Below are 21,157 nucleotides of genomic sequence, written 5' to 3'. Positions count from 1 at the left end.
TTCACTCGGGCATTCGCCCGAGGATGGGCCGCCGCTCGGTGGGCATACGCCGGCCGTGCGGGGACGGTGGCCGGAGCTTCTGGAGCGCGTCCTTCAGCGACGCCCGGGTCTCGACGCGGCCGAGGCCGATGTCGAGCGAGACGAGGGTGCGCGCGACCTCGGCCTGGATCCCGACCACGACCGCGCGCGCGCCGAGCAGCTCGACGGCGCGCACGATGCGGAGCAGGTGCTCGGCCGTGACGGGATCGACGGTCGCGACGCCCGTCAGGTCCAGGATGGCGCAGTGGACGGCGCGCTGCGCGATCGTGCCGAGCAGGACCTCCATGGCCCGCGCCGCGCGGGACGCGTCGAGGGCGCCGAGGATGGGCATGGCGACGACGCCGTCCCACACGTCGAGCAGCGGCGTCGAGAGCGTGCGGATGTCCTCGCGCTGGCGGTGGATGATCTCGAGCTGCTCGCGCAGGGTCTCCTCGGCGTGCTTGCGCGCGGTGACGTCGAAGAAGAAGCCCGAGAGCAGCCGCTGGCCGCCTTCGCGCTCGGCGACGCTGACGACCATGTGCAGCCACACGGCGCGGCCATCCTTGGTGCACAAACGAACCTCGAGCCCGCCGGGGCTCTCGTGGGCGGCGGCGCGGGTGAAGGCGGAAAGGGCGAGCTCACGATCCTCGGGGTGCGCGTGATCTCGCAGGAAGTTCGGCTTGTACCAGGCGCTCGTGGGCCAGCCGAGCCGCTCCTCGGCCTGCGGGCCGACGTAGGTGAAGCGCTCGGTCTCGGCGTCGGCCTCCCAGGGGATCACGCCGGCGATCTCGACGAGGCGGCGCATGCGCTCCTCGCTGCGGCGGAGGGTCTGCTCGGTGCGGCGCCGCTCGTTGTTCTCGCGGGCGAGGTCGGCGTAGAGCTTGGCATGATCGAGCGAGATCGCGGCCTGGGCGGCGAGGAACTCGAGCAACGACAAGCGCCGCGGGGTGAAGGCGCCCGGGACGAGGTTGTTCTCCATGTAGAAGATGCCGACGAGCTCGGTCTGCCGCGTGATGGGCATGCAGAGGACGGAGCGGGGCCTGGCGCGCGCGATGTAGGGATCGGCGGAGAACATGGGCTCGGCGGTGGCGTCGTCGAGCAGGATCGGCTCGCGGGTGCGGCGGACGTAGCCGAGGACGGACTCGGGCAGGAGCGTGGCGAGATCACGGGCGCGCCCGCCGGGGACCTCGATGTCGAGGCCCTGCGAGGTCACGAGGGCGCGGCCCGCGTGGGCGAGCTCGCCGCCGTCGGTCGCGAGGAGCACGTGGCAGCGCTGGGCCCCGCCGTGCTCGATGACGATCCGCATGAGCGTGACGATGAGGCGCTGCAGGACGATCTCCTCGGCGACGGCGTGGGCCGTCTGCACCGCGGCGAGGACGTCGATGTCGAGGCCGGCGGCGCGGAGCGGGGGCTTCGAGTTGCCCGTGACCGGGTCCTCGGCGGCGCCGAGCTTGGCGTAGCGGCGATCGAGCCGCTCGACCTTGCCACCCGCGCCCCAGCGGGCGTAGGCGGCCCGCGCGAGGCGCAGGTAGGCCGCGGCGATGGTGGGGAAGCCGCGGCCCTCGTAGAACCGCACGGCGGCCTCGGCGGCGAGGCCCTCGCCGTGGGCGAACCCGTTGTCGCGGGCGGCGGCGATGGCCTGGTCGTAGAGGCGCATGGCGTCGACGTCGCGGCCGGCGAGGCGGCTCCGTTCGGCGAGGACGAGCGCGTGCTCGTGCTGGAAGTTCTCGGGGCACCGATCGGCCCAGCGCTCGAGGTCGGCGGCGAGCTCGTCGAGCGCCGAGAGGCGGGCGGCCAGCGTGCCGGCCGCGCGGCTGCCGCCCTCGGCGAGGGCCGTGAAGTAGCGCTCCGCCGGCAGGAGGACCTGCGAGGCGAACGCGGGGGCGTGCGCCCGGAGCGAGGCGCTCGCGACGAGCGCGTCGTCGTATTCGCCGGCGAGGACGAGGGCGCCGACGTCGAGCACGCGCCGCGCGAGCGCGCCGAAGCGGAGGGGCGCGGCCTCGTCCCTCCGCGCGGGCGGCGGCGCGGCGCGCCCCTTTTGCTGGACCACGAAGCGCTCGATCGCCTCGAGCAGCTCGCCGATCCCTTCGGGATCGTTCGGATCTCGCCGCGCCTCTTCGTGGCTCCGCACCTCGCGGGCGACGTCGTCGAGCGGGTCGCCTTTCAGGAGCATGAAGAGCGCGACGAGGGCGCCGCTCCGCCGGGCGCACGTGGTGTTGCCGGACGAGAGGGCCGCCTCGTGGGCGCGCCTCGAATAGGCGATGCTCGCGCGCAGGTGGTGCGTCCAGACGGAGATGTTCGTGGCGAAACACGCGCCGACGATGCCCTGGAGCAGGGCCGAGCCCATCTGCTCGCAGAGGTCCATGGCCACCTTGCCGAACCGGTAGCCGCCGCGGTGATCGCCGTGCCGCCCCACGAGCGCCGCGCCGAACGAGACGTGACCCACCACGGACGCGGGCGCGTTGCCGTGGAGCAGCGCGAGCCGCACGAGGTGACAGGCGACGATGTCCGCCGCGTCCGGCCCGAGCGCCTGCGCGGACGGGTGGACCGCGAAGAGCGCCGCCGTCGCCGCGAGCGCCTCGGGGTTCGTCATGGGCTCGAGGTCGGCGATCTCCTCGATCGCGCGATCGCCGAGGGCGTCCCAGGTCGCTTCGAACGTGGCCCTCATGTCCTCGGGGCCCGGCCGCTCGGGCAGGCGCACGCCGAGGGGCGCGAGGCAGGACGCGGCGCGGGCGTAGGCCTGCTCGTGCTCGCCGAGGCCCGCGTGCAGGTCGATGAGGATCCGGGCGACGGTTTGTCGTTCCAGCTCGCCACGCGCGCGCCTCTGGAGCTCCGCGACGCGGGCCTCGGTCGCAGGCCGATCGCCCCGCTTGGCGGCGCACTCGGCCTGCGCGAGGAGGATTTTTCCGGCGAGGTCGGGCGGGATCTCCGCCGGATCGTCGTGCCCTTCGAGCAGGTCCCCCGCCGCGCCGAGGTAATCGGCGGCCACGGTCGAAGCCCCTGCGGCCCGCGCGCGCCGGGCGGCGGCGAAGGTGATCCTGCACAGGTGCGCCCGCTCCGCCGGCGCGAGGTGCGCGCGGGACGCGCCGCTCCTGCCGCAGAGGACGTGCCCTGCTGCCTCGTAGAGCCGCTCGTTCGGCTCGTCCTCCCTCATCCCGCGCATGAGGAACGCGGCGAGGCGGAGGTGCATCGCCGCGAGCCGCGCGTGGTCGTCCCGCGTGGCCTCCCGCCGGACGTCACGGGCTTCGAGGTCGCTTTCGAACACGTACGTCGCGCCCTCGCGGCCGAGCAGACCGGCCGCTTCGGCAGGCGCGAGGCGTGACCGGACCTCGTCGGGGGGCGCGCCCAGGGCGGCCGCGATGGCGTCGAGATCGGCCGTTCGTCCGAGGCATGCGGCGGCGGCGAGCGCCAGGCGGGACGGCTCCGGGAGGCTCGTGATCGCGGCGCGCTGGGCCCGGAGCTCCGCGTCGTCCGGCGGGCCGAGGTGGACGCCGTCCACGCGGGCCCGGCTGCCCTCCTGCAGCCACGCGCCGAGTGTCTCCTCCCACGCCGGGTGCGCGCGGTCCGAGAGCGTGGCGGCGATCAGCAGATACCGGCACGTGCTGCTCTCGAGCAGGCGCATGACGAGGCGTAACGTCGCGCTGTCGGCCGCGTCGAGGTGCGAGATCGCCAGCACGATGGGCCGCTCGGGCACGGCGAGCGCCGCGAGCAGGCGGAGCAGGGTCGTCGTCATGCGTTCGTCGGCGAACGCGGGGGGCAGGGGTTCGGCGGGACGATCGTCCGGCACGAGGGAGGCGAGCGCTGGGCAGAGGTCGAGCAGCAGGCGGCCGTTGCCGAGCATGGCCTCGGGGGCGCGCTGCCGGACGAGCGGGCCGAGGGATCCGGGCTCGTGGCCGAGCATCGGGGCGGCGCGGGTGAGCGCGGAGACGAGCGGGCCGTAAGGTTCGCCCGCGTGGATCAGGTTGCCCTCGCCTGCGAGCACGAGCGTGCACTGGCCGATCGCGCTCTCGCAGAACGAGCGCAGGAGCTCGGCGCGGGCGGCGTGTTTGCCGCCGCCCACGAGGAGGAGCTCGGGCGCGCCGCCGGCCGCGACGCGGAGCATCGCGCTTTCGAGCCGGAGGAGCGCATCGTCGGGGGGGTGGGCCGCGGCGGGCGGCGTCGCATTGCGGTGGGACGCTATCGATTCCACGAAAAGTTTCCTGGGACGCACGCGACCCAATCCCGTGTTCCCGGTCATAAGGTCGGCCTACAGACAAGCGAGGGGAACGCGTACGGTATCGATCCTATCGCGTTCGCGTCAACGTCGCGGCAAAGACGCTGGCGTGCGTAGGCGTGTTCGCCCCGTAGCGCAGCGCGTTTCGCGCGCGTCAAATTCGAATGGGGACGGCCTTATGGGGGAGTGGACAGAAAAAGGGAAGTTGCTTCAGCGAATGGCGCTCGCCGTGGCCTCGGCGGCCTTGGCGCGGTCTTCGGCGCTCTTGCGCTGGGCGGCGTCGCCGAGCAGGCCGGCGGCCTCCTTGAATCGCGCGGCGACGTCGCGGAAATAGGCCGCGTCCGCGCCGATGGGCGCCGTGATCTGCTTGATGAGCGCCGCGTCGAAGGCCGCCGCGCCCGCGAACGGGCCCTTCGCCTTCGTGATCGCGTCGAGGCCCGCGATTTGCCCCATGCCGAGCATCGGGACGGGCGCCGATCGGACCATCGTGGCGGCGTCCTCCGGCCCGTTGCGAAGCGCCTCGACGAGCGCGGAGAAAAATGCGTCCTCGTCCGTCCGTGCTCCCTCGGGCAGCCCCGCATACAGCGACGCCGCTTGATCAAAATCGACCGCGCGCAGATAGACGCGGCCGAGCTCGACGCGTGCTCGCGCGTACATGCGGCGGGCGTCGTCGACGGGCGTCTCGTTTTTCAGCGCAATCCGGTGCGGCAGCGGGATCCCACGCTCCATCAGCGCGCGCAGGACGCTCGCCTTCGCCGCGGCGTCCTTCGGCAGGAGCAGCCCCGCGTGGAACGTCGGCAGCTTCGTCGCGAGCCGCTCGGTGAGGTCCGCGGGCGCGACCTTGGGCAGCGGCGGCACGATCAGGGCGTCGAGCGCGTCGATGCGCCGGCCGCCGTAGAGGCGCGAGAGCAGCGCGCGCGCGCGGTCGAGGCGCGTGTCGCGCAGCACGCCCACGGCCGCGAGGTCTCGCATGCCGACGAGCACCGCGTCTCGGCCGCGGTCCTTGCGCGGGTCGAGGGTCTGATCGAGCTCGGCGTAGTAGATGTTCCGGGCGTCGGGCTCCTTCGCGAGCTCCGGCGGCAGCGGCACCGCGCGGACGGCCTCGACGAGCCTGAGATCGGCCATGCCGGCCTCGATGGCCGCGACGCCGCGGGCGTAGTACCGCAGGCCGGCGGCGTCGTTCGAGAGCGCCTGGATGGCCGTCGCCTGCTCGGCGACCCAGTCCTTCATCGGGCCGTTGATGAACGCGAGCAGCTTCTGCTTGTCGTAGGGCGGCGTGATCTTCGGGGGCGCGTCGCCGGCGCGGGAGAGCCGCGCTGCGGTCGCGAGGCCACGCATCGTCGTGTAGACGGCGCCGTCGATGCCCTTCGGGGGCGCGGCGATCACGGGCTCGAGGATCACGTCCGCGCACGCCATGGGCGCGAGCTCGGCGCGCAGGGCGCGCGCCACGCCGGGCGGCAGGCCCGCGCACGACTCGAGGCCGGCGAGCATCGCGTCACGTTTGTCCACGTTCCCTTCGGCGAGGGCCTTGTCGAGGGCCTCGAGCGCTCGCGCCGGCTCGGCGCAGGAGGGCGCCTCCGTGAGCTTTCGCTTGAGGAACACGTCACACGCCTTGGGCGCCGCGGCCAGGCCCTTCGGGGCCGGGGGCAGGGGCGTGATGACGAGGTCGAACTTCGGCTCGGCGAGCTCCTCCTCGCGGTAGGGCTTCTTGTCGCCGCCTGGCTTGCCCGCGTCGGGCTGAGCCGTCGCGCCCGGCGGGGTCGTCTTCGTGGGGGTGGGGGGCGTGTCGCCTGCGTTCGTGGGCGTCTGGGGGCCGGGGGTGGATGCCGCGGTCGGGGCGCATCCAGCCATGGCGACGAGAAGGATCAGAGGAAAGAGCATACGCATGGGTGTCTCGCTCTCGTTGTGCCTGGCTTAGGCTGGTCTTCGGAGCGCGACAACAGCTTGCTGCTTGGAGTTCCCGGAAGGCCCGGACGGCGCCGATCCTGGGGGCCGCCCGCCCGAGAATTTGCTACAAGGCCCGCAATGCTGCGTCGAAACTCGAGGAGGGCCGCCTTCGGGCTCGTGTCCCTCGCCCTTATCGCCGTGCCGACGGGCCTCTCGCTGGCCCAGGCCACGGCCGACGCGCCGCCTGCGACCGCCGCTGCCGCGGGGTCGAGCATGCGCGTGTCTTTGCCTTTCGAGAAGTTCGTCCTTCCGAACGGCCTCGAGGTCATCCTGCACGAGGATCACCGCACGCCCGTGGTCGCGGTGAACGTCTGGTACCACGTCGGCTCCAAGGACGAGGGCCCCGGCCGCAACGGCTTCGCGCACCTCTTCGAGCACGTGATGTTCCAGGGCTCGCGCAACGTCGGCGAGGACCAGTTCTTCCGTTACCTCGAGCGCGCCGGCGCGAGCGACAGGAACGGCACGACGAACACGGACCGGACGAACTACTACGAGACCGTCCCGTCCGGCGAGCTCGGGCTCGCGCTCTGGCTCGAGAGCGACCGCATGGGTTACCTGCTCGACCACGCCAACGACGAGACGTTCAAGAGCCAGCGCGAGGTCGTGAAAAACGAGCGCCGGCAGAACTACGAAAACGCCCCGTACGGCCTCGTCCGCCAGTTCATCCGCGGCACGCTCTTTCCGAAGACGCACCCCTACCACCGCCTCACGATCGGCACGCCCCAGGACCTCGACGCCGCCACGTTCGACGACGTGCGCGACTTCTTCAAGCGGTACTACGTGCCGAACAACGCGACCCTGGTCATCGCGGGGGATTTCCAGCCGGCGAAGGCGAAGGAGCTCGTCACCAGATATTTCGCGGGCCTCCCGCGCGGGGCCGATCCGAAGCCCGTCCGCGGGCCCGTGCCCTCGCCGCTCACGAAGGAGACGCGGCTCGACGTCGAGGCGGGCGTCACGCTCCCGCGGCTCGTGATCTCCTGGACCACGCCGCCGCATTTCGTGTCCGGCGACGCGGAGCTCGACATGGTCTCCGACGTGCTCGCGAGCGGCAAATCGAGCCGCCTCTACAAGCGGCTCGTCTACGACATGCAGATCGCCCAGAGCGTCAGCGCGGCGCAGGAGTCCGCCGAGCTCGGCAGCGTCTTCGAGATCACGGTCACGCTCCAGAAAGACAAGAACCTCGACGAGGTCTTCAAGGTGGTCGACGAGGAGCTCGACAAACTGCGCGCCGCGCCGCCTGCGGCCGAGGAGCTCGATCGCGCGAGGACACGTACGCTCTCGGGCCTCGTCTTCAGCGCCGAGCGCGTCACGGGGCGGGCCGATCTCCTGAACATGTACAACAGGCGCGTCGGTGATCCCGGGTTTTTCGAGAAAGACCTCGCCCGGTACCAGAAGGTCACGGCCGGCGACGTCACGAAGGCGCTCGCGACGTACCTGCCCAAGGACAAACGCGTCGTGACGTTCGTGCGGCCCGTCGCGGATGCGCCGCGCGCCGGTCGCCTGGTGGGAGGGACGCCGTGAAGAAATTCGCTCGAAGCTCGCAGATCCTGGCCCTCGTCGGCCTCTCGCTCGCCGCCTGCACGACGCCGCAGCCCGTGGTGCCGCCGCCGTCGTCTCCGCCGGCCGAGCCCGTGGCCACGCAGGACAAGCCCCAGGAGGCGGCGCCGCCGTCCGAGGATCCCTCCTTCCGCAAGGCTCCGCCCCCGAGCGGGCCCGTCATGCCCTTCATCGCGCCGAAGATCGAGGAGGCGCGCCTTTCGAATGGCCTGCGTGTCCTCTACGTCATGCGCCGCGAGATGCCGGTCGTCGCGATGAACATCGTGGTCGATCGCGGCGCCGAGCAGGAGAAGACCCCGGGGCTCACGAGCACCATGGCGTCCATGTTGCTCGCCGGCACGAAGTCGCGCTCGGCGATCAAGCTCTCCGAGGAGCTCGGCGCGCTCGGCGTCCGGTACGGCGCGTGGGCCGATCACGACGGCGTGGGCGTGACGGCGACCGCGCTCCGCGACAAGGCGGCCGACATGGTGTCGATCCTCGCCGACGTCGTGCTGAACCCGGCCTTCGACAAGGTCGAGCTCGAGCGCGAGCGCGCGCGCAGGCTCACGGCGATCCTGCAGCAGGCCGATCAGCCGTACGCGCTCCTCCAGAACGCCATCACCGAGCGGCTCTACCCGATCGGCCACCCGTATCGGGTGCCGCTCATCGGCACCGAGGCCGCCGTCAAGGCGCTCTCGCCTTCGGATCTCGCGCGCCATCACCAGGCGCTCTTCCGGCCGGAGCACGCGACGGTCACGATCGCGGGCGACATCGACAAGGCTGCGGCCCTCGCGCTCGTCGAGAAGAGCTTCTCCGCGTGGAAGGGCAAGGCGACGAAGGCCTCGGCGCTCAAGGTGCCGCCGGCCGTCGGCAAGGGCGAGAAGCGCGTGTTCGTCGTGGATCGTCCGGGCGCCACGCAATCGTACGTCGCCGTGACCCTCGTGGGTGTGCCCCGGAAAAACCCGGACTTCGACGCCCTGATGGTGATGAACACGCTGCTCGGCGGGCAGTTCTCGAGCCGGCTCAACCTGAACCTGCGCGAGAAACACGCCTACACGTACGGCGCCCGGAGCAGCTTCGACATGCGCCACGGCTCCGGGCCCTTCACCGCGGGCGGGGCGATCATGACGCCGGCGACGGCCAAGGCCGTGAAGGAGATCTTCGCCGAAATCGAGCGGCTGCGGCAGGAGAACGTGCCCGCCGAGGACCTCGACGCCGCGAAGGCGAACCTCGTCCGGCAGCTCCCGGCGCGCTTCGAGACGGCCGGGGAGACGGCGGGGACGCTCGCGGCCCTCGCGGTCCATGCCTTGCCGCTCGACGAGCTCGCGACGCGGCCCTCGCGGATCTCGAAGATCACGGCCGAGGACGTGAAGCGCGTGGCCGAGAAGTACCTGCGGCCCGATCAGATGCGGGTGATCGTGGTCGGCGACGCGGCCGTCGTGGAGAAGGAGCTCGCGGCGCTGGATCTCGGCGGCGTCGAGGTGCGCCGGGCGCCGGCGAAGAAGGAAGCGCCGAAGGGCCCGACCGGGCGGCCGAAGGTCACCCTCGGGCGGTAGTCGAGCCCTGCCTTGCTCCTCGACGCCATTCCGCCTGCTGCGAAGCCCGATACGAGCTTTCGCCATCGTCGGGGCCTCGTCGCGCCTTCGCTCCGGCCGACGGGGCTGCCTGCGGTGCCCGTGAAGCGGGCCTTGATGACGGGCGGGCTCGCGGCGCTCTTGATGGCGTACCTCGTGTGGGGCTCCGTCGTCGACCGGAGCTTCGAGGACGAGGACATCTACCTCATCCCGCTCGTGTTCGTCGCGGTCACGCTGCTCGCCGCGGCGATCCTGCTCGTGCGTCCGTTCTTGCGGGCCCTGCGCGTCGAGCTCGCGCTCGACGAGGCCGGCGTGCGTTGCGCGGCGTCCGGGTTCGTCACGTATTACCCGTGGGTGCTCCTCGGCCCCGCGCAGATCGAGCCCGATTGGCGCGGCATTCCGACGTTGACCCTGATGAACGAGGGCGGGCGCGTATTCGCGCGGGTGCCGCTGCTCGGCGCGGGCGCTCATGCGAGCGGCGCCTCGCTCCTGCAATCGTACAACCGGCGCCGCGCGGGGCCGATCTCGGCTGCGCCGCCCGTGGCGCGGGCGCTCGCGCGGCAGGGTCGGCCGATCGTGGCGTGGATCGAGGCGCTCGCGGCGGTGGGGGCGGCGGGGGACAAACGGGCGGGGTATCGCGAGCAGGCGCCCGTTGATCTTGGCGAGCTCCCGGCGATCGTGGCTGACCTTGGACAAGCCCCGGAGCTCCGCGCGGCGGCGGCGTACGTCCTGCTCGCGAAGCGCGCGCCGGACTTCGACGTCGTGAAAAATGTGGTCACGGAGGCGGCGCCTCCGCTCGTGCAGCTCCTCGTCCACCTGGCCCCGGGCGGCGAGGTGATCGTGTCGCGTGACTCGATCGAGGCGTTGCGGTGTTTCCTCGAGCCGGACGAGGCGGCGGCGCTCGATCGGGCTGCGTAAATCGAGGCCACGAACGACGCGCTTCTCCCGCCCCGCGTGTTCTGGCATCATCCTGCGCCACGTGCCCTCCTCCCTTCGATGCCTCGTGCCTCTGCATCTGCTGGGTAAACTGCGCACCGCGCAGTTTTCCCACCCCGCGTCCAGGGCTTGCCCTGGTCCGGGGGTCGAGGGGGGCGGACAGCCCCCTCGCGGGGTCCGGGGCGGCGCCCCGGGCGGGCTGCCCGCGGTGTGCCCGTGAAACAATCTCGCAAGGCGTACGAGGACGCGAAGGTGCACCTCCACGTGCTCGGCGAGGAGCACGAGGTCGATTGCAAGGTGCGGGTTGGTCGCACCGCATTCCATGAGCTCTTGCCGCTGGCGCGCTCGCTCTCCGCGTCGATCCTGGCCATCACGACGGCGCATGCGCGGGCGGAGGGCAAGGAGATCTCGTGCCAGAAGGGCTGCACGTCTTGTTGCCGCCAGCTCGTGCCGGTCTCGCCGATCGAGGCGCGGCGGCTCGCGGAGGTCGTGGCTGCGATGCCGGAGTCGCGCCGGGCCGAGGTGCGTGAGCGGTTCGTCCGGGCGATCGAGCGGCTGGAGCACGCGGGGCTCGTGGATCCTCGGGCGCCGAAGGGCAGGGCCGCGCTTGTTTCGAGGGAGGCGACGCCGAGGGCTGCGTGGGACGACGTGAGCCGGCGGTATTACGAGCTCCGGATCGATTGCCCGTTCCTCGAGGGCGACCTGTGTAGCATTTACGAGGAGCGCCCGATCGCGTGTCGCGAATACAACGCCGTGACGGACCCCGCGCTCTGCGAGGCGCTCGATCCTGGAATCGAGATCGCCCCGCGGCCTGTGCCGATGGGCGACGCGCTCACGAAGGTCACGGCGGAGCTCACGGGCAAGAGCCAGGCGGGGATCCCGCTGGCGCTCGCGCTGGAATGGGCGCGCGCGCATGGGAAGACGCTCGAACGGGAGCGCGACGGCGAGGCGATGTTCTGGGCGCTGATGCGGGTGATGGAGGAGGATGGAGCTTGAGGCGCTTTCCGTGCCTCGTCGCCCCGTTTACGCCCCCGAATCCCCGTCCTCCCCGTTCGCCTCTTCCTCCGGCTCTGCCACGCGACCTGGGCGCCGTCCTGACGGCCGCACCTGTCGCGCGAGCGTGTCCTCCTCCACCAGCCGCAAGAGCCCTGACAGACATCCCGCCGACCGGGAGAATACGTCGTCGTTATGGGCCATCGCCGTGGTCTTCGCGTCGCTCGCGGCCTGCGCCTCTCGCGCCTCGCGCGCCACGTCCGTCAGCGCTTTCTCCAGCGTCATGATGGGAGCCACGAGGTCGGCGACCCACGCGGCGGGGTCGATGGTCACGCCCTTTCGTCGCGGCTTTGGCCAGGCGCTCGCGGGTTTCCCCAGCGCGTCGACGAGCCGCTTCGCCTTCGCCAGGATGGCCTTGGGCTCGACCTCGGTCTTGCCATCGAGCCCGACCTCCCGCAGGATCCCCGGGCCGAACGTCGCTTCGAGCGTGCTTCGGATCTCGACGACCTCGCTCGTCAACGTCGCGGCCGCCTCGTCCCGCCGCTCGCGGGGCCCTGCGTCATCGGAGAGCTCCTTGTCGTAGGCGTCGCTCTTCTCGACGAGCGCTGCATTCACCGCGCGGAGCCGCCTCCCCACGAGCGCGGCCACGAGCGCGACATTGGGCATCACCTCACCCGGCTTCAGATGCTCGGCGAACGCCGCCTCGAAATTCTGTTGCAGCCGCGCGGCGTGTGTATCCGCCGCCGACGCGACGAAGAGCACCGCACCCTGCCTATCCGTCACCTGCTTGGCCATACGGCCAGTCAGCATGGAAAGGTGCGCCCCGTCAAGAGGTGTGTGGGGGCGCTCTCTTGGATTGCGGAGGGCGAATCGGATCCCACGGCACCCCGAACGCATCGAAGCTCCGCCGAAGCGGCGCGTCGGGCGGCGAGGCGACGGGGGGCGCGTACACCGGCCCGAGGTCGAGTTTGGCGTCCATGTCTCTGCCGGGCACCCTACTCGACCGGTTTGTCGGGGTCAAGCTCCGCGTTTGTCGCCGCGTTCGCCGCCGCGAGCTGCTTGATCTCGGCGAGCTCCTCGGGCGACAGCGAGCGCAGCTTCTGGAGGAAGGCGTCGAAGTCGCTGGCGACGAAGTAGGGCTCCCATTCCGCGTAGTAGTCGAAAAAGTACACGCGGCCTCGCTGCTCCCCCTCGGTGACGATGCCGAAGAGGCTTCCGCCCGAATCCCGCGCGATCGCGAGCACATCATCGCCAATGCTAGCCGCCCGCTCCTCCTTGAGCCAGAGAAGCTCCTCAACTTCGTCATCTCTTCCCACACCGAAGAACCCCTTGACGTCCGCGCCCCCGAAGGGGGCTCCGGGGATGTCGAGGATGTCCGGCTCTGGCCTGCCACCATTATACTCTTGCAGGAAGCGGCGATAGGGCTCGGGCAGGCGCACGCCGAGCTTTTCCTCCAGCTCTTGGAGGGCCTGTTCGCTCAGGGGTTCTCCGCGGTCGTGGATCTGCATGTCATTGCCTATTCTCGTCGACGCTCACTCTCCGAATGTCCCCCATCCATCGGAGTACCCCCCCACCTCTGCGCCCAGCTCATCGAGCTCCCGCTGCGCAGCAACGACCGCCTCGTATGTGGGAACCATCAGCTTGGCGCAGTAGCAGATCCATTCCTCAGCTTCTTTGTCGAACTCGAGTGACGGAACATAGCCACGTTTCGCCACCAAACGCGCCAATTCCGCGCCCGCAGCTCGATCCGGGACAGATACGACGAAGTCGATATCCATCGGCTTCGACATGTCGCGCCGTGTCGCTATGCGACGCAGGGCATCTCCATCGGCATCGTCGGGGTAATCCATCATTTCTCCTGCTCGATCAACTTCTTTCCGGGAGACTCGATCTTGTTATGATTGTCCGGGCGACCCGGACCACCATGTTCCTTCAGCCGGCGTGCCTCTTCCTTGAAGGCCTCTCTCCCGTTCGGCGCGGGCCTCCAGTCTGTTGCTACGTGCTGGTCTCCGGTTTTCCGCTCGATGCGACGACCGGAGACCTGGGAGCGCTCTCGACTACCTTTCCCATCGTACGTTTTCCCGCTGGCGTGCGTGTTCGTATAAGATCCTGTGTCGCCGCTGGTGCTGCTCCCCGACGCGGGCCGCGTCGTCGCCTTGACCGTCGTCTTCGGCGCTGGCTGCGGCGCAGGCGCGACCTTGGCCGCCTGCTTCGGCGCAGGCGCCGGCGCCGGCGCGGCCTTGGCCGCTGGCTTCGGCGGCGGGGCCGCAGGCTTGGGTGGAGGCGCTGCCCCACCGCGGCCGCTCCCCGTGGACTTCGACACCCCGTCATACAGCTTGACTCGGTGCTTCCAGTCCTTGCGGAAGTTCTGATGCCGAGCATGGCAAGCCCCCTTGAGGCACTCCTTGACCCGGTTGTCCTGGAGCGCGGCGGCCTCTTCCGGGCTGAGCTTCCAGTCATCCCCCGCAGGAGCCGGCTCGGGCGCAGACGCCGTTTGCCCGATGAATCGTCGATCCGGTGGCCTCTTCCCCGCCCGCCGAACCTCGGTCCGGACCGTCGTGCGCTTGGCCGGCGCCGCTTCCGAAGCTTTCGCCGCAATCTCCTCCTCCGGTGGCGGCGGCGGTGGTGGTGGCGGCGGCGGCGGCGGCGGTTTATCGCAGGGCAGATCCTGATGAGCGATCCCGAGCAGCCTCCGACTCTCGGGCGGCGCATACGGGTCGTAAACAAAAACGGCCTTGACCGGGCCACTCTCGAGCAGCTCCTCGACCGGCTGAAACGCCGTTCGAGGCGTCCCGTCCCCGAGCTCGTACCAAGCACGCGCATTCGGATCGACGCCGGGGTGGCGCCGGCAAACACGAAACACGCGCTTGCCATCCGGCGTCGCTTGCGCCCACGCCTGCGTATTCGCCGACGTCGCGCCACACCCGAGGAGCCACGCCGAGACGAAAAAGGCGACGAGCAGGACGACCCAGCGCATGACGGGCATTCCGACAGCGAGCGGGCGTACGTGTCAACCGGAAGCCCCTCGCCCCCTTCTTCCCCGAGAAGATCCCCCCTCTCCCCGGGAAACACCCTTCCCCCTTACAGAACCACGCTCCCCGCCCGCGCCCCCTCCCGGCCTTCCCGCGGTGGGAGCCCCCTCGCCACCTCCCGCTCGTCCTCCTCCCGCTCCCCGAGCCCCCGGGCCCTCCCGAACCTCCCTTCCTCCCCGGAAAAGAGCCCTACCGTATCCCCGCCCCCTTCCGCGTCACCCGCGGCAGCGCCGTCTTCGTCGATGGCTCCAGGCCGAGGTCGTCCCGCTCACCCGCTGCCAGACGCAACGCGCCGGCGTAGGCGATCATCGCCGCGTTGTCCGTGCAGCTCGCGAACGACGGCACGAACAACGTGAGCTTCTGCCGCGCGCACGCCTCCGCCATCTTCGCGCGGAGCCCACGGTTCGCCGCGACGCCCCCGCCCAGCACGATCCGCGGGACGGCCTCGACCTTCGCCGCGCGTACGGCCTTGTCGACCAGCGTGCCCACGACCGACGCCTGGAACGCCGCGCAGAGGTCCGCGAGCGCTTGCCCCTCGGGCGGCTTGCCCCGCGTCGCCACGTGCCGCATGACCGACGCCTTCACGCCCGAGAAGCTGAACTCCAGGCTCTCTCGATGCGCCATCGAGCGCGGCACCGCGTCCTTCGCCCGGGAAGCATCCCCCGTCGCCGCCAGCCGATCCACCACAGGCCCGCCCGGATACCCGAGCCCGAGCAGCTTCGCCGTCTTGTCGAACGCCTCACCCGCCGCGTCGTCCCGCGTCGCCCCGAGCTCCCGGATCGCCGAGAGCCGCGGCGCGTCCACGCGATACAGCGCCGTGTGCCCGCCCGAGGCCAAAAGCGCGATGAACGGATACGCCGGCACCGGCGCCTCGGCCTCGGCCTCGCCCCGCCGCAAGAACACCGCGAGCAGGTGCCCGACCAGGTGATCCACGCCGACGAGCGGTTTCCCCGTCGTGAACGCGAGCCCCTTCGCCGCCGAGAGGCCCACGAGCAACGCGCCGAGCAGGCCCGGCCGGGACGTGACCGCGATGCCGTCGACGTCGCCCGGCTGCATGCCCGCCCGCGCGAGCGCCTCGCGGATCACCGGCACGATGGCGCGCGCATGGTCGCGGGAGGCGATCTCCGGCACGACGCCGCCATAAGGCGCGTGCGCCTCGACCTGGCTGCGCACGACGTCCGAGAGCACGACGCCCGCCTCCGTCACCACGGCGGCCGCCGTCTCGTCACACGACGTCTCGATCCCTAAAACCCGCATTGGCCCTCCCGGCGCGTGAGCGAAAACATCCCGAACACGGTCCTCCGACCCTCGCCCGCCTCCTGCGCCTCGGAGCCCGCGCGCACGAGCCGCACCTCCACGCCCCTGTCCGAGCGGAGCGACAAAAACGCGAGCATCGCCTCCTCCGCAGGATCACTCGGCGAGACCGCGAAGAGCGTGTTCCGCTCCCGACCGTCCCCCATCTCGAAATGCGAGAGCGCGTCGTGCGCGAGCGGCCGGATCGGGCGGAGCGCGGCGCCGTCGAGCAGCCGCCGCTCGGGCCTCGTCTGCGTCGCCGCCTCGAACGTCCAGAGCCTGCCAGGCGGCAGATCGGAGTCGAGCAAGCTCGCGTCGAGCGTCAGGCGCATCTGCACGCGCGGGCTGAGCCCCTCGCGGAACGGGCTGCCCAGCGTGATCGCGCCGCAGTACGCCTCGTCGGGGCGCGTCGAGAAGCGGTCCACGTCGTTGCAACCGGAGGTGATCGACGCCAGGGCGAGCAGCGAGATCGTGCTCCCTCGTCGCGCTCGCTCCCCGGTCATCCGCTGGTTCTCGACGTGCATCGCGCGCCGATTGTGCCCTCGGCCCCTCTCTCCCGCCACCGCTCTCCACGTGCCCTTGGTAGACTGTCGGACGCTTCGATGGAAACCCAAGCCCAAGGCCAGAGGATCGATCCGCGGGACTTCTTCGATAAGGCGCCGGCCTTGTTTTGTGTGCTCGATCCGGACAACCGGATCCACCAGCCGAACGGGGCATGGGAGCGGGTCACGGGGTTCTCGGTCGCGGCCCTCGAGGGCATGAAGCTCGAGGATCGGCTGCACCCCGAGGACCGTGATCCAGCCCGGCGCACCTCGCGTATCTCGGTCGAGGCCCAGGGCGCCATCGTGCAGGAGACGCGCTTCCGGTGCGCCGACGACTCGTACAAATGGCTCGAATGGACCATGCGGGTCGTCTTCGAGCACGGGCTCGTCGTCTGCATCGCCCGCTCCATCGAGCAGCCGCGGCGCGCCACCGTCACCGCCGCGCGGCGCCTCGACACGTACCTGCGGAGGGCCCCCGTCGCGATGATCGAGATGGAGCCCGGCGGCCAGATCGTCGAATGGAGCGCCGGCGCCGCGCGGCTCTTTGGTTTCGCGCGCTCCGAGGCGCTCGGCCGGATGCTCTTCGATCTCATCGTCCCCCCCGCCCACCGGGCGAGGATCCGCGAGGAGTCGGATGCGTACCGCGACGGCAACTTCACGCCGGGGCGCTACGGCGTGGCCGAGAACATCACGAAGGACGGCCGGACGGTCGTGTGCGAGTGGCACAACGCGCCGCTCGCCGACGAGGAGGGGCGCCTGCGTGGTGTGCTCAGCATCGCCCTCGACCGGACCGAGGTCGAGCGGGAGCGCGCCCGCGCCGAGGAGAGCCTCTCGCGCTTCGATCTGCTCATGCGAGGCTCGAAGAACGGGCTCTGGGATTACGTGCCGCGGGACCCGAAGAACCCGTCCGATCCCGCGCAGCCCATCTACGTGTCCGACGGCCTCTTGCGGCTGCTCGGCATCACGGCCGACATGGCCCCGAAGACGCTCGCTGACTGGGCGCCCTTCGTGCACCCGGAGGACCTCGAGCGCGCGCGGCTGCTCTTCATCGAGCACATCGGGGCGCGCCGCGACGAGACCTCCTTCGAGGCGCGGCTGCGGCGCGGGGACGGCTCGTACCTCTGGGCGTCCAGCACCTTTCAATCGCTCTGGAACGAGGCAGGAGAGCTCATGCGGTTCGCCGCGGCGCTCGTCGACATCACCGAGCGCAAGCACGGCGAGGCGGAGCTGCACGACAAACTCGCGGTCATCGAGCGGCAAGCCGCGTCGATCCGGGAGCTCTCCACGCCCATCCTGGAGGTGCAGGAGGGCGTTTTGTGTTTGCCCGTGGTCGGCGTCGTCGACAGCGGTCGCGCGGCCGAGATGATGGACGCGGCGCTCGGCAGCGTGGTCGACCGCGGGGCGCGGTTCCTGATCATCGACCTCACGGGTGTACCGGTGGTCGATACGAGCACGGCCGATCGGCTGCTCGCGATCGCCCGCGCCGCGGGCCTCGTCGGCGCGAAGACGGTGATCACCGGGCTGCGGCCCGCGGTCGCGCAGACCGTGGTCACGCTCGGGGTCGCGATGGGCGAGGTGAAGACGCTGCGGAACCTGAAGGATGGGCTCCGGTACTGCCTGCGCGAGGCGGGGCGGTGATCAGCCTTCGGTCTTCAGCCTTCGGCTTTCAGCCTTCGGCGGGCGCCTGCTCCACGGGGCGATCGCCCTCGCGGCGCTGAAGCGCGAGCAGGAGGCCGAGCAGGCTGAAGCCGGCGCAGAAGAGGCCGTACATCACGACCTGGTTCCGATCGAGCAGCCAGCCGGCGGCCGCGGGGCCCGCGATCTGCGCGAGGCTGCCGAGCGACTGGCTCACGCCGAGCACGGCGCCCTGCTCGCTCGTGTGCACGCTCTTCGTGATGAGCGTGGTCACGCTGGGGCGCACCACGGCCGCGCCGAACGAGCCGAGCACCACGAGCACGAGCAGGAACCCCATGCTCGTCGCCAGGCCGAGCAGGCAATACCCGAGGACCATGGTCCCGAGGCCAATCGCGGTGAGCCGCTCCTCGCCGAGCTTCTTCACGAGCCGCTTGAGCAGCCCGCCCTGCACGATCGCGCCGATGAGCCCCGAGAGGCCGAAGACGAGCCCCGCCTCGTGCAGCTCGTAGTTGAACTGCCGCTTGAGGTAGACGCCGAGCGCGCCCGTGAGCGCGGCGAACGAGACGCTGAAGAAGAAGAACTCCGCGAGGTGCTTGCGAGGCCCAGGGCGCGCGAGGTACTCGGCCATGCCCGAGAGGCGACGCGCCGCGACGGCCGTGGGCTTGCGCGCCGGCAGGAAAAACGCCGTGAGCAGGATGGCGAGCAGGCTCAAGCCAGCCGCCGCGAGCGTGGGCGGCTTGTACTTGAAGAGCGGATCGGGGTGATCGCGGAAGAGCCAGGAGAGCAACGACGTGATGCCGGGGCCGAGCAAGAAGCCCGTGCCGAAGGCGATGCCGAAGAAGCCAAAGGCCTGCGTGCGCTCCTCGTTGGGCTTCGTGACGTCGGAGATGTACGCCTGCGCGATGCTCAGGTTGCCCGCCGTGAGGCCCGCGATGATGCGGCCGACGAAGAGCATCTCGAGGTTGGTCGCGGCCGCGAGCGTCAACCAGCCGACGAGCGTGCCCGCCTGGCTGAGCAGGAGCACGGGCTTTCGGCCGATCCGATCGGAGAGCCGCCCGAGCATCGGCCCCGAGACGAACATCGCCGCCGCGTAGACCGAGGTCAAAAGCGTCGCGTGCAGGTCCGACGCGCCGTAGTCCTTCGCGTAATACGGCAGCAGCGGGAGGATGAGCGTCAGGCCGAGGACGTCGACGAAGACGGTGAGGAATATCGGCAGCAGCGGAGATCGCATCGACGGATCGCCTCAGTGGTGGCGCTGGGCGGGCATCCTGACACAGGCCGTACGAACATGCCCTTCCGTCGCGTCGAGTTCTCGGCGGGAATGCCCACCTTTCCCGGACCCGGGCGGGGGCGCGCTCAGAAACTCAGGTAGGTCTGATCCTTCAGGCCACGCTCGTAGTCGGCGAGCAGGCGCATGCCCTCGGTGGGCTTGAGGAGGTCCTGCTTGATCGCGCCGTCGACCTGGGCCTTCACCTTCGCGATGAGGCTCTGCGTGTCGTACTGCGTGAGCGCGAGGACCTCGCGGATCTGGTTGCCCGCGATCGTCTCCTCGATGTAGTAGCCGCACTCCTCGTCGTCATCGAGGAAGACGTGCACCTCGTTCACCCGGCCGAAGAGGTTGTGGATGTCGCCCATGATGTCCTGGTAGGCGCCGGTGAGGAAGATGCCGAGGTAATACGGCTCGTCGCCGCGCAGCGCGTGCAGCGGCAAGGTCTCCTTCACGTCGGAGAGGTCGATGAACTTCGAGACCTTGCCCTCCGAGTCGCACGTGATGTCGACGAGCGTGCTCTCCGCGGAGGGACGCTCGTGCAGCCTGTGGATCGGCACGACGGGGAAGAGCGCGCCGAGCGCCCAGTGATCGAGCAGCGACTGGAACACCGAGAAGTTGCAGATGTACTGATCCGCGAGCTTGGCGCGGAGCAGGACCACGTCCTCCGGGACCTCGGCGGGATCGAGCACCGCGATGAGCTTCTGCATGCGCTCCGCGGTCTCCCAGAAGAGCGCCTCGACGCGCGCCTTCACGTCGAGGTTCAAGAGCCCGAGCTCGAACATCTTCTGCGACTCCTCCTTCACCTGGAGGATGTCGTGCCACGACTCGGCGAGGTTCTGCATCGACAGGCTGTCGCGCGTGTCGAGCAGGTTCTTGATGAGCTTGTGCTCCTCGGTCTGGATGTCGATCGGCGCCTCGGGGGTCTTCTCGATCGAGCCAAACGCCTGCACCACGAGCACCGAGTGGTGCGCCACGATCGCGCGCCCCGACTCGCTCACGATGTTCGGGTGCGGGACCTTCTCGTCGTCGCAGATGTCCGCGATGTTGAAGACGATGTCCCGCGCGTACTCCTCCACGGAGTAGTTCATCGACGAATGAAACGTCGATCGCGAGCCGTCGTAGTCGATCGCGAGGCCACCGCCGACGTCCATGTACTCGATGCGGTGGCCCATCTTGCGCAGCTTCGCGTAGTGCCGCGCCGCCTCGCGCACCGCGCGCTTGATGACGAGGATGTCGGGGACCTGCGAGCCGATGTGGAAGTGCAGGAGCTTGAACGCCGAGCTCATCCCCGCCTCCGCGAGGATCGCGCAAGCCGCGAGGATCTCGGCCGTCGACAGGCCGAACTTCGCGTGCTCGCCGCCGCTGTCGGCCCACTTGCCGGCGCCCTGCGTCAAGAGACGCACGCGCAGGCCGAGCATCGGCTCGACGTTCATCTCCTTCGCGACACGGACGATCGTCCGCACCTCGGAGAGCTTCTCCGCGACGAGGATGACCTTCTTGCCGAGCTTGCGGCCGATCATCGCGGTGCGGATGAAGTTCTCGTCCTTGTAGCCGTTGCAGACGATGAGCGACTCGTTGTCGGTGTGGACGCTGAGCCCCGCGAAGAGCTCGGGCTTCGAGCCGACCTCGAGGCCGTAGTGGTAGGTCCGGCCCGCCTCGAGGATCTCCTCCACGACCTCCTTGAGCTGGTTCACCTTGATCGGGAACACGCCGCGGTAGGTGCCGCGGTACTTCGTCTCCGCGATCGCGCGGTTGAACGCCTCGTTCAGCGTCCGCACGCGGTGGTGGAGCAGATCCTGGAAGCGGATCAGGAGCGGCGTGCGCAGGCCCTGATCACGCGCCTCTTCGACGACGTCGATGAGGGCGATTTTGCGACCACGCTCCTGCAGGGGCGCCGCCGTGATGTTCCCCGTGGGGTTCACGTCGAAGTAGCCGCGGCCCCAGCGGTCGATCATGTAAAGGGCCTTCGCGTCGTCGGTGCTCCACGCGTCGGCGTGGTTGTCGTGATGGCTGCTGGTCAACGTCTTCGTCTCCCTTGGGACCCGAGGGCCATGGCCCTTGCGCGACGTGTTCGGGGCAGAGCTCCTCCGCTGCGAGCGAAGAAGCCAGGGGCGGCTTTCAGCGTGAATGCTGTGGGATGGACGTCGGTCTTCCGGTACGTCCGTGCT

At 70.4% G+C, this 21,157-nt stretch carries 15 protein-coding genes; 5 read left to right on the top strand and 10 right to left on the bottom strand.

Annotated features, from left to right (window positions below):
- Position 1: 1 nt before the first annotated feature.
- A complete protein-coding gene (locus tag GF068_RS05960) occupies positions 2 to 4,207 on the bottom strand; it encodes a GAF domain-containing protein (protein ID WP_170319319.1) in 4,206 nt (1,401 codons plus the stop codon).
- Positions 4,208 to 4,441: 234 nt separating this feature from the next.
- A complete protein-coding gene (locus GF068_RS05955) occupies positions 4,442 to 6,118 on the bottom strand; it encodes a hypothetical protein (RefSeq protein WP_153818254.1) in 1,677 nt (558 codons plus the stop codon).
- Positions 6,119 to 6,256: 138 nt separating this feature from the next.
- Here GF068_RS05955 and GF068_RS05950 point away from each other — a divergent pair, with 138 nt between their 5' ends.
- From GF068_RS05950 to GF068_RS05935, 4 genes are all read left to right on the top strand, one after another.
- Positions 6,257 to 7,699, top strand: coding sequence for a M16 family metallopeptidase (locus GF068_RS05950; protein ID WP_153818253.1), 1,443 nt, complete (start codon positions 6,257 to 6,259; stop codon positions 7,697 to 7,699).
- Positions 7,696 to 9,270 carry an insulinase family protein gene (locus GF068_RS05945; protein WP_153818252.1) on the top strand — a complete coding sequence of 525 codons (1,575 nt, stop codon included), beginning with the start codon at positions 7,696 to 7,698 and terminating at the stop codon, positions 9,268 to 9,270. The genes GF068_RS05950 and GF068_RS05945 overlap by 4 nt, the downstream gene beginning before the upstream one ends.
- 12 nt (positions 9,271 to 9,282) lie before the next feature.
- On the top strand, positions 9,283 to 10,206 hold the full coding sequence (locus GF068_RS05940; RefSeq protein ID WP_153818251.1) for a hypothetical protein: 924 nt from the start codon (positions 9,283 to 9,285) through the stop codon (positions 10,204 to 10,206).
- Positions 10,207 to 10,440: 234 nt separating this feature from the next.
- A complete protein-coding gene (locus tag GF068_RS05935) occupies positions 10,441 to 11,220 on the top strand; it encodes a YkgJ family cysteine cluster protein (protein ID WP_170319318.1) in 780 nt (259 codons plus the stop codon).
- A gap of 27 nt (positions 11,221 to 11,247) precedes the next feature.
- Here the strand turns inward: GF068_RS05935 and GF068_RS05930 are convergent, their stop codons facing one another.
- The 6 genes from GF068_RS05930 to GF068_RS05905 form a co-directional block, all read right to left on the bottom strand.
- The gene (locus tag GF068_RS05930) at positions 11,248 to 12,027 is read right to left on the bottom strand and encodes a hypothetical protein (protein ID WP_153818249.1); all 780 of its coding nucleotides are present in this window, start codon (positions 12,025 to 12,027) and stop codon (positions 11,248 to 11,250) included.
- Between the two features lie 185 nt (positions 12,028 to 12,212).
- A complete protein-coding gene (locus GF068_RS05925) occupies positions 12,213 to 12,725 on the bottom strand; it encodes an SMI1/KNR4 family protein (RefSeq protein WP_153818248.1) in 513 nt (170 codons plus the stop codon).
- A 24-nt stretch (positions 12,726 to 12,749) separates the two neighbouring features.
- On the bottom strand, positions 12,750 to 13,070 hold the full coding sequence (locus GF068_RS05920) for a ribonuclease E inhibitor RraB (RefSeq protein WP_153818247.1): 321 nt from the start codon (positions 13,068 to 13,070) through the stop codon (positions 12,750 to 12,752).
- A complete protein-coding gene (locus GF068_RS05915; protein ID WP_153818246.1) occupies positions 13,067 to 14,194 on the bottom strand; it encodes a hypothetical protein in 1,128 nt (375 codons plus the stop codon). Before GF068_RS05915 ends, GF068_RS05920 begins: the two co-directional genes overlap by 4 nt.
- 244 nt (positions 14,195 to 14,438) lie before the next feature.
- Positions 14,439 to 15,506: a tRNA (adenosine(37)-N6)-threonylcarbamoyltransferase complex transferase subunit TsaD gene (tsaD, locus tag GF068_RS05910; RefSeq protein WP_153818245.1), complete on the bottom strand. Its 1,068-nt coding sequence runs from the start codon at positions 15,504 to 15,506 to the stop codon at positions 14,439 to 14,441.
- On the bottom strand, positions 15,494 to 16,045 hold the full coding sequence (locus tag GF068_RS05905; RefSeq protein WP_240806610.1) for a hypothetical protein: 552 nt from the start codon (positions 16,043 to 16,045) through the stop codon (positions 15,494 to 15,496). Before GF068_RS05905 ends, tsaD begins: the two co-directional genes overlap by 13 nt.
- Positions 16,046 to 16,144: 99 nt before the next feature.
- Here GF068_RS05905 and GF068_RS05900 point away from each other — a divergent pair, with 99 nt between their 5' ends.
- Positions 16,145 to 17,722, top strand: a complete 1,578-nt coding sequence (locus GF068_RS05900) for a PAS domain S-box protein (RefSeq protein WP_153818244.1) — start codon at positions 16,145 to 16,147, stop codon at positions 17,720 to 17,722.
- Between the two features lie 28 nt (positions 17,723 to 17,750).
- Here the strand turns inward: GF068_RS05900 and GF068_RS05895 are convergent, their stop codons facing one another.
- Together GF068_RS05895 and speA are read right to left on the bottom strand one after the other, a co-directional pair.
- On the bottom strand, positions 17,751 to 18,950 hold the full coding sequence (locus GF068_RS05895; RefSeq protein ID WP_153818243.1) for an MFS transporter: 1,200 nt from the start codon (positions 18,948 to 18,950) through the stop codon (positions 17,751 to 17,753).
- Between the two features lie 125 nt (positions 18,951 to 19,075).
- The gene (speA, locus tag GF068_RS05890) at positions 19,076 to 21,010 is read right to left on the bottom strand and encodes a biosynthetic arginine decarboxylase (protein ID WP_240806609.1); all 1,935 of its coding nucleotides are present in this window, start codon (positions 21,008 to 21,010) and stop codon (positions 19,076 to 19,078) included.
- Positions 21,011 to 21,157: the final 147 nt, after the last annotated feature.

The sequence above is a fragment of the Polyangium spumosum genome (assembly GCF_009649845.1).
GTDB classification, from domain to species: domain Bacteria; phylum Myxococcota_A; class Polyangia; order Polyangiales; family Polyangiaceae; genus Polyangium; species Polyangium spumosum.
Note: the sequence above shows the minus strand (reverse complement) of the source record. Positions and strands in the feature narration are given on the sequence as shown.